Raw genomic sequence first — 16,747 nt, 5'->3', positions numbered from 1 at the left:
ATGGCTCATTTCGTGCCTTGTTATGCGGGTTCGCGTTTGTACATCGCGCCGGGCGGCGAAAACTGCTTTGGTGGCTTTTTACTCTCAACAGATGTCACCACGCTGCCTGAGCGCCTCACCGTTGAACAGGCGCTTTATGCGTACCACGGATGGTTTGTTCAGCTTCCCGCCACGGCCATCACGGATCTGGCGGCATTTGAGCAAAAAGCGCAGGTTTGGTTTCGCAACTCAGCGCGAAAGGATGCGCTGGCGGCCTGGTTCACCAGCATTGCGGGATTAACCGCAACCGTCCTGTTTGCCCGTAAAAACGGAACCGACGTGACCCTCTTGCGCACGGCGGAAGTACCGTTCGGCAATTTTGCGCTCACCGTGCCGAAAGACAGCACGATAGAGGCGTCAGCACAGGCGTTAACCTTTAGTCGCGGTACGCTGCTGGTTACCCCCACCGGCGAGCGAACCCCGCAGCCGTTCGCCCTCGATCATCTCGGGCTGGAATTGCTGAATGACGCCGCGCCGAACAATGTGCTGTCGCTGGCGTTTTCCGTCACCAGCGAAGCCGCAAGCGATATTCTGGATATTGGATTACGCAGTTTCTCTGCGCCCGCAGAGGGCGGCTATACCCAAACCGCACTGTACCGAATCTTTAATTTGCAGGATGCGACTTCGCAGTTGACGCTGCAGGGGACCATTGATCCCCTCGCCCCCTGCGACACCACGCGCTCCTTCCTGCAACTGTCCAACGGTGCGCTTTCGCTGCCCACGTACTATCAATCTGCGGCAGGCGCGGCGGTGGCAGTAAAACCGCTCGCCAGCGCCGGGCTGGTCTTTACCGAACGGCTGGCGGCGGTCGATGCCAGCGGCCAGCCCGTCATTCTGCGCGGTAACCAGTCGCTGTATCTGACGCCCGCTGGCGAATTCGAATTTCTGCTCTCGTCGCAGGGGCAAGCCGACGCCACGGCCGCCTCGCTGCAAAACGCGCTGATGGGCGGATTATCCTCTGTCGAGTATTTCAAATATACCGGTAACCCAATACTGGCGTTCACACCCCATCAGGAGGCATTTGCCCGCACGTTGCAAAATGCCGCCCCCGGGCGCGATCGGGTGTTCGGTGCTCTGACAGGCGCCGGAAAAACATCATGGGTGACACTGCAAGCCGCGCAAAGCAGCGAATACTTTGCCCAGCCCGACAGCTCGGTCTTACACCAGGCCCCTGACTCTGCCGCCGACGGCGATTTTCTGACCTACCTGCCCGTATCCGTCGGCAACGTTGAGGACCAGCAAACCCGCCTCGCCCGCGCTGATAACGGCGATTCGCCACCCGTCGCCTTCCCGCTGGCGCCCTACCGTTCGGTTAAAGCCACCAATATCTCCGGCTCTGATATCAAAAATATGGAGACTCAGGTGCTGTCACCGAAACGTCGCACCGTTGTCCAGACGCTGATTCAGACAGGAGAAAGAGCCGAGCGTTTACGCGCGTCGCTGCCTTCGCCGCCTTTCTCAACGACACCGCAGGGATTACTGCTGGCGCTGGGTGAGGACGCGACAGGGTTAACCTGGCAACAACTGACGCTGGGGCAATCCAGCGCGGCAAACACGCCGCCCCATCGCGCCGACAGGCTACTATTGAGCCACGTAAACGGCGAACTGAAATCCGCATTACAGACGAACCAGCTTTTTCTGGTTATCACCGGCGCCGAGATCATGAGCCAGTGCGCGTCGATTCCCTATTCCCTCACCGCCGTGCGGCAGCGGCAGCTCGCTTTGCAGATAACGGATCCGGACGTCAACGCGAAACTTGCCGCAATGGTGCCCACGCAGTGGCCCGATTTGGCAGCCCTGCACGCCGATCTGGCGGCCCGATTTACGCCGGAACAACTGGCAAACGTATTCGACACCGTGCGCAATGCTCTGGGTGATTTCAGCCTGTTTGTTGCAGACTGGGAATTCGATCTCTCCCCGTGGCGCTGGGTCAATTACAACACCCTGTTGCTGTTCAAATTCTGTAATAAAAAGCTGTCGCAACTGGTTGACGATACGGCGCAATGGGCGGACGCCGATCGTTTCAACAGCTCCGCGGATGGCACGAGGCAACGGATTCAGGCGATTTTTGCGGCGGCCACCGAACGCGTTGCGGCCGGTGATGGTGATTTGTCTTACTTCGTTAATACGGTGATGGAGAGCGAAAACTGGAATGGCGTTCTCGCTCTGAACGCCCAGGTCCCGCTGACCGGGCTTCCTCCACAACTTGAGGGGCTGGCCGCCGGAATTGATGTCTCGCGTTTTCAGGCGCACCACATCGGTATTTCCGTCACGCCGATCGCTGCAGGCCAGAACACCTGGACCAGCCACCCCAGCTCAGCCTTTGGCCTGATTGATTATGAAGACAATGAACACCTGTCAGGAAACACGCCTTACGACTTCAAAGTCCTGTCGCTGAAGGTGGCGATAGCCAACTCAGGAATTGTTTCGTTTTCCAGCAAAATCGAACTGCTCATCAACCAGCTCTTTGAAGAACCCGCCACACAGTACTCATCGTCAAGCGGCAACAATCTTTTGCTGTACGGCATTTATCAAAAATCCGGCAACAGCGGAAGTTATCTGTTTACGACCGCGGATCACACCACCTACGGCATAACCAGCCAGATCCTTGATGCCGTCGGTATCCGGGCAGCAAGTTTTGTTACGGCCAGCGGCGGTAAAGCCGACGCAGAGAACAGCACAACGCGCACAACGTTTGCGCTCAATGGCACAATCGGTTTCTTACAACAGCCGCAGTTTGACCTGCTTTCCTATGGCGCCGCCACGCCAAATCAGGGGAATGGCAATGTGGAAGGGTTGGCCTATTCCGGCCTGACAATTGATATGACCTTTGATCCTGCGACGCCGCAGTACCGGCAGTTTACGTTTAATGCCCAGCCGCTGTTGCCGGATGCCAACGCCAGCCAGGTCCGCGCACAAAGCCTGGCGGCACATTTCCCCATGAAACTCACGGCCCTGATTCAGGGGACTGGCGACGTTACCCCCGACAAAATGGCGTATATGCCGGTGGATTCACCGCTCAACGGCATAGCGATGACCGCGCCGTGGTTTGGGTTGCAATATGAACTGGATCTCGGCTCGGCGGGCGCGCTGGCCGCCAAAATCGATTTCACCGCCGGCCTGCTCCTCGCCTGGTCTCCGGCGAGCCAGACGCGTCAATCCGGGATCTACATTGGCCTGCACCTGCCGGGAGTGAAAGGCGGAGAGCGCGCCATTCCGATTGAAGGCGTACTCAAACTGGTTTTCGCCGATGTCACCTTTCTGGTGGATCCGCCAACCTACATTCTCAAGCTGGGCGATATCGCCCTCAAACTCCTTGCCCTGAGCTTTCCGCCAAACGGGCAAATTGATCTTTTGATGTTTGGTAACCCGGATGCGCAGACCAGCGGCGCACTGGGCTGGTACGCCGCCTGGGTGAAAAACGGCGCGGGCGGCGCGGGGGAAAAACCGGCGCAGCGCCTGACACAGCTGCACTCAGAATCCGCACTTTCCCAACTCCAGCAGCGACTTCTGGCGGCACAGAGGAGCCAATAATGCCCGGCAAAAAAACGCGCAACGCGCCATCCAGCATCGATACGCCGATTCAGAATCTGTGGAATACCCTGCTGTCGGCAGGTTACCTGTCAGCCGATCAGAAAAAATTCAACCTGCCGGCCGCCAATGCACTGCACTCAGCGCCTGTCAGCGCGCTGCTGAATGATGCGGATCTCTTTCCCGCCGCCTCACTGGTGATGACCCTTAGCGGGGTGCAACCACCGGGCGACGGTAATACGATTGTTCTGACGGGGCAAATTGACGGTAATTCCTTCAATGTTTCCCAACCGGCAGCCAGCGCCACCTTTAGCGTAACGGCGAACGGCGTCGCGCAACTCAGCGTCAGCACTCACCTTCCCGATAACAGCGCTGTCTTAGGCACCGCGTTTCCGGGACTGAAGCCTCACGATAAAAAACACACCGTTTCTGCCGCGGCTATAACCCTGTTCCGCAATGCCGTGTTTACCGCCTCGTCCTCCGATGCTGGCACTGGCGTCACGTTCAGCGGGCAGCCGGTCGCCGGTTCCAGCTATCAGGGAATGTGGAAAACCCATCCCGCCGCGATGCAGGGGAACATCACCCAGTGGCCGACAAAGGACCGCGCGCAGTCGCCTGCCTTTGTGTTGCGTTCGGAGCCTGTTGACGCCGTTCCGGCTGCCGGATTGCTACCGCTAAAAGCGGGGTTACTGTTTGTTTCATCGCAAGAGGACAATGATACCAGCCACGGTATCGCCACCTTTGATGCCGGAACGCTGGCGCTGTCGGGGATTGAGTTGCATTTCCCTCTCCTCGATGACGGCGATCCCCTTGCGCTGAGCAACGATTCGCTAGCGGTCTCCCTGAGTTCGATCGCCGATATCGCCAGCCTGCTGATGGGCGAAGTCGCTGATGCTCTGCTGCCGAACCGGTTTCCTCTGGGAACAGATCTGCTGCTGCAAGAACTGGCGTTCACCCTCGACATTACGGCGTCCAGAACGTTACAGGTGTCGGCGACGGTCAAAGCCCACACGGAAATCCATTTGCTGCCGCTCAATCTGGCAGTGCTGGAGAGTGTCATTTTCACCTTCAGCGTGGGCGTCGATCTCTCGGCATGGATCGCTATCAATGGCCTGTTCAAACTCAATGGCCAGGAACAACTGAGATTTTACGGTGGGTTAAGTTTCTCTGTACCCGGCGGTAGTGACAGTGTCACGCTCATGGCATACAACGACGCCGAGATCGACATCCTGCAATTACTGAATATCGTCCCCGGTTTGCCGACACTGCCAGAGTCAGGAATTATCACCCCGGCGGGGGGATTATCTGCGCAGATCCAGCCCGCTACCGGCGCCTGGCTGTTCAGCGGAACCATTGCGCCCAAATCGGGGGCCTGGACACTGGAGTTTGGTCGCGGCATCAAAGCCGTGTCGCTGAAAAGTTTGCGCCTCGATCTGGAGCGGACGCCGACCAACTTAACCGCCACCATTCAGGCGCATACGGAATTTTTGGGGATCCCGTTTATCGTCAGCGCACAGACCTCGACGCAATCCAAAGCCTGGATTTTTGAGGGGCGCATGATCGCAAGCAAGCCGGTGAGCCTGATCAGTGTTGCCAGCCAGCTGCTGCCCTTCATTCCGCAATCCCTGCCGACGGACATTACGCTGAATGCGCTGCAGGTGAAGTTTAATACCGCCGCCAACACCTTCATGGTACAGACCACCCTGCAATGGACGCTCGACTTCCTGCCGATCAGTATTACGGCCGATCTGTTGATCAGGTCGGACCGCGAGAAAGCCAGCGATCCGGCAAGCTATTCCGGGCAGTTAACCGGCATTGTTGATATCAACAACATGATCCTCACCTGCTCTTATATCTTTAGCCCGACGACGACAGATATTATTTTTGCCTACCGCAACCTGAAAGTGGTTTACCACAAGGACGACACCGATCCCTACGTGGCGGTGAGTCTGGAAAAGAGTAACGTGGGCGATCTGTTTGCATTTCTTCTCTCCTTTGCCCAGCCGGGGCGGAATATTGCGCTGGGTGAACCCTGGAATGCGCTGGAGAAAATTTCGCTTCCCAATCTGACGGTCAATGTGCATCTCAAAACCCGCAAAATTAACGTCAGCATCGGGCTCAATGTCGACCTCGGGTTTATCAAGATTACGCAATTCACCCTCACCTATGTGAAACAGTACGGCAAACCCAAGTTCAATCTTGAGCTGAGCTGTGAATTTCTGGGCCAGCGCTACGGAGGCGATAATAAACCGCTAAGCTGGGATCCGCTTAATCAGGCACCGCCAGTGGTGCCCGGCGCGGGTACGCAGGTTTTCGACCTCGAATATCTGGGCATCGGCCAGCGCATGACCCTGCGCGGCGAGATGCCCACCACCATGGATGGGGTGATCAAACGACTGGAAAACGCGCTGATCCCGGTGGGGAATCCAACCCGGAACCCGGCGAATCAGCTTCCAGGCCTGAGCTATGACGCCGGTTCAGAGTGGATGATCGGCACGCGTTTTACGGCCATGTCGACCGTGTCATTAAGTATGGTGTTCAACGATCCGCGCGTTTACGGCCTGCTGATCCAGCTAGCCGGTTCACGCGCTGGCCCGCTGGCGGGTCTGCGTTTTGAGATCCTCTATCGCAAAATCAGCGACAATGTCGGCGTATACCATATCGAGCTGACATTACCCGACACCATGCGCCATCTGGAGTTTGGCGAGGTTTCCATTACCCTGCCAATTGTCACTGTTGATATCTTTACCAACGGCAATTTTCGTATCGACGCCGGATTCCCTCCGTCGCTCACCGACTTTTCCCGCAGTTTTTCGGTACAGGTCTTTCCGTTTATCGGCTACGGCGGTTTCTACTTTGGCGTTCTCAATGGCGAAACATCCACAACCATACCGCGCATTTCTAACGGCAATTTCACCCCGGTTATCGAATTTGGTTTTGCCTTGCAGGTCGGCGTCGGGAAAACGCTGTCGCTGGGTATTCTCTCCGGCGGTATCAGCATCACCGTCGGCGGTATGCTGCAAGGCACGCTCTCATGGTTCAATCCCATCGATCAGGCTTTAGTGCCTGAAAACTATTTCCACCTGCGCGGTGCGCTGGCGGTTATCGGCCAGGTGTATGCCACCGTTGACTTCGGCATTATTCAGGCCAGTGTGTCGCTCACCATTTACGTCTCGGCGGCGATTGATGTCGAAAGTTATCGGGCGATCCTGCTGAGCGTCAGCGCCGGGGTTCGCGTTAAAGTCAGTATCAAAATTATCTTTATCCGTATCAATTTCAGCTTCTCGGCGACGATCACGGAAACTTTCCCGATTGGTTCAAACCGCCAGACACCGTGGATACTTTCCGCGCCCACCAGCAATACCGGAGTACAACGCAGCCTCTATCGCGCGAAAAGCCCGTTCATTCGCCAGCCGCAGTATGGTCAACTCCGCCTGCGACCGGCGAGAACGATGATGGCCCGCCATATCTTGTCCCGCTATCGGCATAACGCAGGCGCACCTCTGTGCGTTAATGTGACGGCGATTCCCTTGTTCTCCCAGGCGATTGCCGATGATTTTGCCTTTTCCGGCGCGCCGACGGTTCCCTTTGCCGGGAAAAACCCGGTACTGGCCCTCCTGCTGGGAATTGAAACCTCTACGGATGCGGCCAGCGGCACAAACCAGTTGCTGAGCTTTATGTCCGACTGGCTTTCATCGCTGATTGGCGATGAACATGCCACGCTCTCCGCCGCTGTCGTCGATGAGATCCTTGATGCCCTGAAAGCGCCGGACGCCATAACGGATATTTTTAGCTATACCAACCTGGTACACCTTTTTGACAACCATCATATTCAGTTCACGCTGCAACCGCGCCCGCAGCAGGCGCAGGCCGACGGCAGCGAACTGCCGATGGCGCTGATGGCGATGATCCCGGAGTTGTCGCTGGAGACACCGGACTACACGATTAACTTCCTCACCGATCGCATCCCTGCCGCGGGTTACGAGCAGCGGATTCAGGACTATTTTGCCGAGCTGGCCGCGCAGTTTGCCGAACGCCAGGGCTGGAACAGCAATAAAACCCAGGACGCCAGTCAACCAGACAGCATGGCGCGGCTGATCTTCCGCTACTACTTCCTGATGGTGGCGCGCAGTCTGCTGCAGCAAACAAAAAGTTTTATGGCCGAAGCCGAGTGGCCGTTATCGGAGAAAGAGGCCGCTCATGCCTCACTCCAGACGCTGGCCAACCGTTTCAACAACAATTATACCGTTCGCGCAGGGGAAGATTTTCCCGCTATCGCCGCCCGGTTCAGCGTAACCCCGCAGGCGCTGGAAGCCGCCAACCCGCAATTTGAGGGCGCCGCGCCCGCCGCAGGCGATACGCTGTTCATTCCTGCGCCCGCCGTCAGCTACATTGCGCAGCCGGGGGACACACTGGAAAGTCTGGCGGCCTGTTTTGCGCTGGAGCCGGACGAACTCCAGCAGGCCAACCCGCAGGTGAATTTCCACCCGCTGGCAGGCGGAACTCAGCTTGCCATTCCGGCGATGCGCATTCTGCATAAAGTGCTCGACGGCGAAGTGGCCGCGACCATTGCCGCCGAGTTTGGTCTTTCGCTTCAGGCGTTGCGCGCCGCCAATCCGCAGGTGAATTTCAACCCGCTCAAACCCGGCACCCTGTTATTAATTCCCCTCACCGTCAGCCCGTATGCTATTGCGGAAAGCAATCAACAGAAAGCAGGCAAACTGCGGGCGGGCACGCTGCTGCCGCTGGGCGATATTCCCTTTCTGACACAAAATGGCGACACCTTTGCCAGCCTCGCGGCGCGGTTTGGCGCAAACGATGTTGCACTGGTTGCCAGCAACCAGAATGTGCAGGGGCTACTGCGCGCCGCACAAAAATTGCCGCTTGGCGATTTCACCTGGACCAGCAGAGACGGCGACAGCCTGAATGGCGTCATCGCCTACTGGTATGCGCGTAACACCGATTTCAACGCCCAAAATTTGCTGGCTGACAACCCCACATTGCGGCTTGCCGCGCAGCAAACTCTGAACATTCCGCAGCTAAACGAAAACGACAAGCGGGTAACTCTGGAGCATGAGGAGCGCGTGCAGGATTTTCTGTTGGCGAATAGCACCACCCTTGACGTGCTGATCGCCAGCAACAACGCGATTACGCTGGCGACGGGCCAGACGCTGCAATTGAAAAACATCGTCGTTGTCGCCAGCAATAGTTTCCTGCTTCAGTACACGGCAGGCAGCGGTGAGACCCCGTTGCTGCTGGCGCAACGGTTCTTTGAACCCTCGCCAGCCGCCCAGGCTGCCGCGCTGCTCAGCATCCGGCAGTGGAACGGGAATATTGCGGCGGAAAGCCCCTTCGCCACCGGTAGCCTCGTGGTGATCCCGTACTTCACCACGCCGGGCAACATTTGCCGCCAGTTTGGCATCACCCTGGCGGAGCTTTGTCGCCGCAGCACGCTGTTAAGCGACAGCAACCTGCTGGCAGCAAATGTCTCCCTGCTGGCTGCGCAGGTCACGCACCGGGTTGTCGCGAACGAGACGCTCGCAGAGATTGCGCAAAACTACAATTTATCGCTGGAACAACTCACCGGGCGGATCGCCACCCTCGGCGGCCTGTTTGCCGATGAAGCGAAAACCCTCGCCGTCAAGGCGATTCCGGGGTTCCGCCGCTCACTGCTCGCCCGCGTGCTGGCGCAAACCGGCAGCTACACCAATGCCCTTAACATGTCGACGCGGTTTATGCTCAATGGCTTACGCCTGCCGGACCCCGACTTCCCGCAACAAGGCAGCCTGGCGATAAACACCCCGGCGGCATACCCGCTGTATGCGCTGGTTGGGCAGGAGTACCCGCTGGCACCGCCAGATGCGCAAAAAGGATATACCCTGACGCTGACCGGCAGCGATGCCGGGTGGATCAATATTCCCGACGGGAAACTGGTAATCCCCCTGCTCGCTGAAGAGATTGCACGCATTGCCGAACTGGCGACGGCCGAGCTGGATACCGCAAATATCGTCAGCCAGGCGATTCCGCTGTATAGCTGGCTGCCCGATCGGCAGACCGTCTCCGCCACGGCAATATGGGCAACCGAAGAGGTGCCGGAAGGCATTACGCTACCGTCGCAGCGGGTGAACACGCCGCGGATCTGGAGCATGCCTGACGCATTGATTCGCGCCATCGCTGAAAGCCCGGATCGCAGGCTGCCTTATCGGGGCTGCTTCGGCACCCCATTGCCCGATGGCAACATCGACACCACCGCGCTTCAGGCGGCGCGATACGCGACAGCGATTGATTTCACCATCGAGAAACCCGATGCCTCCCGCCCCGGAATGTATCTGCTCTCCGGTACCGATCAAGCCGGATTGCAGCGGGTATTAAACCTGTGGAGTTACCTGAAAAATAACGACGCCGTGGGCGCCACGCTGTATCTGGCCTATCGCGAACAGCAGGCCAGCAACAGTAATGGAACGCAAACCAGCGATCGGCTTGATCGGGCAAACAGCTTCCTGCTGAAGACCAACCTTTCGACAGAGAGCCACGGCGAGTTCCAGACACTGCTGCGCGCAAACTCTACGGTGATGCTGAACGACGGTCTGATTGATGCGTCGCTGGCCAACCTGACCGATGAAGAGAGCCGGAATTTTTTACAGCTACTCTGGGAATGCTCGGTGGTCAAAAACGGCGGTTACTACCTTTACTACCAGAAGGAAGACGGCACGCCAGGGCTGCCTGGCTCACTGTTTAGCGATGGCAAACAGGCCTCGCTGCAACTGATTGTGCTACTGAGCACTCAGACGGCGGACGCCGGCATTGCCCGGTCGTTTAACAATATTTTGATTGTTGGCGATAACGTTGACCAAAGCGCGAACAGTATCTTCTTTGAAGCCGCGACACACACCGTTGTCGAGGGTGACACGCTGAATCGCATTGCGGCGAATGCGCCGCCCATCCTGGCGCTTTCCGGGCAGTCGCTCGGTGAAATCAATCAGCTCATCATGGGCGTATTACGCACGGGAAGCGAGGTGGCAGGCCAGATTGTCTTGCCCTCCGACAGCATCAGCGCGATTGCCCTGCGCGCGGGAAAAACGGTCGCGGAGATTGTTGCCGCGCTGGCCGATAGGCCAGCGATATTACGCACCGGTGCCCGCTTGATGCTGGCGGGAAAACCCGTGCAGCCAGTGAAAGACGGCGATACGCTGGCGACCATCGCCAGCGAGTATGATTTTCTCGATCCTGCGGCGTTGGTTGCCCTGAATGCGCATCGAACGCCGCTGCTGGCGGAAGGCGCCAGCTTTAATCTCCCCGGCGGGGAACGCTATATCCTCCAGGCCGGAGATACCTTTTTCTCCATTGCGCAGGCCAAACAACAGGATCTGTCGCTGCTCGGCGATCTGAATGCCACCGCCCCGATCCTGCTCGCTGACACCGTCATTACCGTCGCGGCCAATACGCTCAAATTGTGCGCCAGCCTGCCGCCAGGCCATGCGGGTTTTATGCTGCAACGCAACAATCCGCAAGTTGAGAGCGCGGCGGAAACAACGGCATCGGCACTGGGGACGCTCTATAACCTGGCCGGCTTCCAGCTGGCCGCGAATGCAACGCTCAATGCCTCAAATGAAGGGTTACCGGCAGGGCCAACCAATGACACTGACGAGAGTCTCTGGCAATACCGCCAGATTCTGTCGCTTATCGCTTTCGCCCGGAACAAAAGTAGCGAGGGAAATGTCGCCCTGCCGTCTGCCGCGCAAAGCCCCTACCGCGCTGTCAGTGCGGGCGGTCAGGCGGATATCACGCTCTGTTTACAGGATATTCTCGGCAACCGTACGGTCGGCTCATCGCTCCCGACCGCCCATTCCCCGACGGGGTACACCGACGAACTGCTCGGCCCTGGCGCCTGGCCATCCGTGAATACCACTTACCGGTTCCAGCCACGAGATGGCGGCGGCGCGCTGGCCGTGACCGCGCAACTCTCTGCAACGCCCTTCCTGCCGGATGCTTCCGCCGTGCCTGTGCGGGGCGGGCTTCCGTCCGGGAAACTGGTGACGGCGGCCGCCAGCAGAGCGCAGCAGGCGCGTCTGCAATACCAGACGGCCAGTTGGCAACTCCAGCAGCCCGATATCACCGCCCGCTTATCGACAACGCTTGGCGAACTGGACGATAACGCGGCGTTAAGTCTGGCGCTTCGCTACGATCTGCTGGGCCTGGCGAACTCAGCCTGGATCTTTACCGGCATTGCCGCCGGGATAGAGCCAACCCGGATTACGCTCGGGCCGGAAACAGCGCTGAAAAATTTTGCTGATGTGCTCAGCCACTACCCGGCAAGCGGGGAAATGGTGGCGAAAATCAATCAGTACCTGCGTGCGGATCTGCTGTTTGGCGCGGCGACGCCGCTTATCGTTCCGCATAATGTCCTGACCAAAGCGGGCGACACCCCGCAGGCGGTGATCGATCACCTCGAAGATGCCATCGATTTAACCACTCTCGGGCGTAATAACATGCAGCTCGCGGTTGCCGTGGATACGGTGTTCAGCACCGCCACCCGCAGCGTGGTTCTGGATGTGGCGGGTCAATCGCTCAATGCGCTGGCGCTCAGTTTCGGTTGTGCGATCGCCACCTCGGCGGGGAATGTCCCCGGTATGGCCGCGACCTGCCAGTTGCTGGCGCTGGGTAACGATGTGGTGCTTAGCTGGTCGGATCCGGTCAGCGGCAATAGCTGGCAGTATGGCCCCGACGCCGGAGAAAACCGTTCACTGGCTGCTGCTGCCGCGTGGTTCGCGCAGCAGATTAAAGCCAGCCAGCGGCGCGAAAACGTCAGCATTACGGTGGATGATGTCGCCGTTGAGAATCAGTTTGTGAACGGCATTTTTGCCCGCGGGCAAACGCTGTCCATCGCCTCTGTCATCGCCCATTCCGGCGATACCATCGCCAGCCTGCTGGCCGATTTTGGCGCGCCGCAGGGCAAGCAGAACGATCCGCTCGCAGACTTTATGGCCGCCAATGCGAATGTGCCCAATGTCTGGCCGATCAGCACTGCCCTGTACATTGAGGATACCGCGCTGATCATTGAGGAGGGCCAGACGCTGGAAGCACTGGCGCAACAGGCAGCAATATCGGCAGGAAGCCTCATTGCCAACAATCTGCATCTGCCGTTTAACCGCGCCACCAGCATGCTGATCCCCTTCAGCGGCGACAATCAGGAGATGATGGCAGGCAGTCTGTTGATTGCCAGCGGCCAGCCGCTCTCCGCACTTGCCAGCGCGCTGGCGATGAGTAGCCGTGATTTGCTCACGCTTAACGAGACGCTGCCAGCGCTCTTCTCCGGCAGCCCGATTGGCAGCATCACGCCAGCGCTCAGCGATACCCCGCAGGATCTCGCCCGAGGTCTTGCTATCACCGTTGGGGAACTGGCCGACAGGATTGCTGATGACGCCGCGGCGCTGCGTAGCGGCGCGCTGCTCGTCACCCCTGCCGTACAATCACGGGAAAGCGAGACTATCAAGGCCGTAGCGCTGCGTCTGAACTGCACGGCTGAAGCGCTCATTGCCGCCAATGCTTGCCTGCCCGGCTGGATAACCGCGGGCCAAAGCATCACGGTTGATGGCGCGCCGTATCTCGTCAGGGATAATGACACTCTGGCGTTACTCCTCGCCCGTATTAATGAGGCTCGCCTCTCCAGCCGCCAGCCTCCGCTCTCCACCGTGGAATTCGCCGCTGTTGCACAGGATTTGTCGCTCTCTGCGCGCGCGATCATTACGCCCGTGGTGATCCTGCAACTGTCGGCGCAGGTACGGCCTTATGCTGAGCGAGCGATCCAGAATCTGGGCGTCAGCCTCGCGATTTCACGCGATCCGACGATGATGGCCGCCGGGTTCGATTCAGCGCCGCTGATGGTTTCGTCCACCACATCCATTACCGCCGCACCTTTCTCCGCCAGTGACAATCTGCAATCTCTTACGCAGTTTGCCATTGATTTTGAAAACGCCTTCAGCGGCCTGAAGCTGGCGACCGGCCCGCAACAGACGCAGGGAAATACGCTACTGAAACAGGCATCGATGCGGGCTGCGGTCAATGGCGGCGCGACGCAGAGTAAAGAGAAGAGTTTGTGGGTGGCGAATTTTTCCGATCGCGGCAGTTATGTTAATTATGCGGTTGATGCCCAAAGCGCCCGCTATTTCGCCCTGCCGCCGCTGACCACTCTTGCGTGGAACGGCAATGCTCAACAGGTAAGCTACAGCCCGCAACAGGGGCTGGAATGGGGTTCCGGCACCACCGCATTCCGCGCGGCAGACCCGGAGCAGTGGCAACAACAGCTGTTCTCTGCCATTGATTTGGTGTTGTCGCCAGAGTATGCGGTTGCCGGTGCCAATCACCCGAAAACGCGCGCCGCTATCCAACAGGTCATCACGGCGAAACAGCAGATCGCCAACGGCGTGGCGCAGCGGGTACAGCCCATTATCAGCGGTGATAATCAGGGGCAGACGGAAGCCATTAACGCCATGGAGCAGCAATTACTTGTGGCCCTGAGCAGCGCATCAACGGTGCAGTCGCTGATTCAACTTGATCTCAATGTCACTGGCGACGGCGCGCCGCCGACGGCCGATATTGCCACTGCGCCCCAGCTTTCCGGCAAATTAACCACCCACATCGTCAACACGCAGCAGATCGCCGCCGATAACGATGCTCCGCTGGTGCCGCTTGCCGAAATGACCGGGGTATCACCGCGCTATCTGGCGACCCTCCTCGCGACGACGCGCAACATCATCCGGCCTGATTTGACGATTGCCCGCAAAGATCAGCCCGACAAAATCTGTGTGACAAGCGCCAGCGATACGCTCAGCAGTATCGCGCAGGCTCTGGAGCTGCCACTTTATGAACTGGCCGGAAACAGCAAAATCCTCGGCACTCCGCAGCCTCTGTTTTTGCATGACACGGCGATTAACGTCACCCCGACGACCGCGCCACAAACGCTGACCACCCTGACCAGCGTGGCCAGTTGGGCAAATACCACCCTCGCGGAGGTGATTGTGGCAAACCAGCAACGCACAGACTTTTTTAGTGCCGGTTCAACCCTCACGCTGGGCTACAGGTCATTTACCCCCTCGCCCGGCGATACCCTGGAAAAGATCGCGCTGTTCTTTGGCGATGTTGAGACTTTCGCCACGCAACTGGGCAGCGTGGATGCTGGCAGTCTGAGCGGGCATTATCAGCTCAATGACAGCGCGCCGCCGCGTGGCCTGACGCTGGTTCCGCAAATCTCGCTGTCGACTGCGAAAGTCGCGCTCGCGCAGGGCATTACGCGGTTAACCACCGCGTTTGGCGTTAAAGATCCGATGGTTCAGCGTAACGTCACCCTGCAACTGGCGTATCAGGTTAACCAGCTTGAGTTTGACCGTCATGGTATTGCGGGGGTGCACGGCTACCAGGATTCAAGCTGGTTATCATTTATTATTCCGCTGGAAAATGTCGCCCACACTGATGGCCAGATTGGGCAGTTGCAAATCCCGGTGCCGTTAAGCAGTTATCCGCAGCCTGCCGTGGTTTCCAGACAAACCGCGTCGGCTGCCACTCCTGCTGAGAATGCCGTCGCGACGCTGGCGCAGTGGGATTATGCCTTCACGGCGACCCGCCAGTTTGCCGCCCAGGATCAGGCCACCTTCGAGATCCTGTTTAACCAGCCCGATGATGGGGTGAGTTCGCCGCTGGTGCGCGATTCACGGTATGAGCCGATCATTACCCTGCTGGCCGCTTTTTCTACCGTGTGGGACGCCATCGCTTCCGACCTCGCGCAGTTGAAGGACGCAACCCAGCAAGCCATTCCGCTTCCGGCAATCAATGCGCTGAACGGATTAGCCAGTTTCGCGCAGAAAATTGGCGACGCATGGGCCAATCTGCGCAGCGTTGCGCCCGATCTCAAAGGATTGCCGACGCGCCGTTATCTTTATCTGTTGTCGATTCTGACCCCCAATACGCCAACGGAGATCTCATCAATCAGCCTCGAACGTCTTGAACAACGCAGCGATTTCGGCAGCGAACCGGATGATTTCCTCTTCACCTGTTCAGCGGCTTTTGCGGCGGATCTGGATAAGCGAATCATCCCAGCGGCGCTGGAGACGCGCATGGCCGAGTGCGGATTCCCCCCAGGCGCGGAGAGCTATGTCACCGTCGGAACACCGGGTTCAGACTGGATGATCTACGCCCCGCAAGCCACCCAGCGTTATGCCGGAGGCAAAACCGTGACGGCCCCGCAGACCTTCCGCTTACAGCGAAAAGCCGACGAAGAGACGATTCTGCTTTCGCGACAGATCCTGTGGCCTGCAATCGATACCGGTGCAGGGCAGCGTTTTGTCAGCCATCAGATGGGGAATCGACTGATTTACGATCTGCCGCAAGAAGGGCTGCCGATCAGCGATCTGCTTACCCTGCCGATGGTTTTCTATCGTCTGAATATCATGGGGCTACAGGATGCGTGGGGAGGTACGTCGATTGCGCGCAATGCTAACTTGCTGGCCGGTAAGCGCATCAACCCGGACTTTATCTACCAGACGCCGCTGGCCATGTTCCCGACGCGCATCTCCCCGCTGCTGGCGGATACCACGGTGACAACGCTGGCGGGAGAAACGCTGGAAGAGGCGCTGGCTACGCTGTTTCAGACGCTCACCGCAGGCCAGGCGGCCATTCTCGGCGCATCGCATCGCGCAATGCGCATCGCGGCCTGCTGGTGGTCAGGCGCCGATCCATCACAGGACCCATTGACCACACCACTGCGGGTGAGCACGCCGTTAACGCTCTCGCCGCTGTATGCATTTGACGTGGCCTCCGACTGGAAAACGGGGCACTACATTTCCCGCCTGGCGCAACAAATGCAAAAACAGGCCACGGCGCTGGGGGTGACACCGCGCGCACCAGGGCGCTGGGTTGTCGATATTCTGATCTACAGTTACCAGGAAAATCAAAACGCGAAAGCGCTCACCGCATTGTTGGATATCAGGAATAAAACCTACCAGGCAAGCTGAAATATAGCCAAAGAGAAATGCCGTTAATTAAATTAACGGCATTGACTTATTATTGTGCGATGTTTTGCCAACGGTAAAGAAATACACCATCGCTATTTAAACATTATTTCAGCAAAATATAGTGATGCGATTGTGACCACTCAATGTACATATTTAAACCACCGAGCCAG

Annotated in this window: 2 protein-coding genes; both read left to right on the top strand. The window is 58.3% G+C overall.

Going from position 1 to position 16,747, the window contains the following annotated elements:
* Entirely contained in the window at positions 1 to 3,573 is a 3,573-nt protein-coding gene (locus C0557_RS11505; protein ID WP_208658531.1) for a hemagglutinin, read from the top strand.
* Complete coding sequence (locus tag C0557_RS11500; RefSeq protein ID WP_208658530.1) at positions 3,573 to 16,577, top strand: LysM domain-containing protein; 13,005 nt, start codon at positions 3,573 to 3,575, stop codon at positions 16,575 to 16,577. Before C0557_RS11505 ends, C0557_RS11500 begins: the two co-directional genes overlap by 1 nt.
* Positions 16,578 to 16,747: the final 170 nt, after the last annotated feature.

Source organism: Kosakonia sp. MUSA4, from assembly GCF_013085925.1.
GTDB lineage: Bacteria > Pseudomonadota > Gammaproteobacteria > Enterobacterales > Enterobacteriaceae > Kosakonia > Kosakonia sacchari_B.
The sequence above is the reverse complement of the archived record's forward strand: the minus strand, read 5'-3'. Positions and strand labels throughout refer to the sequence as shown.

Excerpts from the sequence above, each read along its gene's own strand:
- C0557_RS11505 (WP_208658531.1), top strand. The coding sequence starts at position 1 with ATGGCTCATTTCGTGCCTTGTTATGCGGGTTCGCGTTTGTACATCGCG.
- C0557_RS11500 (WP_208658530.1), top strand. The coding sequence starts at position 3,573 with ATGCCCGGCAAAAAAACGCGCAACGCGCCATCCAGCATCGATACGCCG.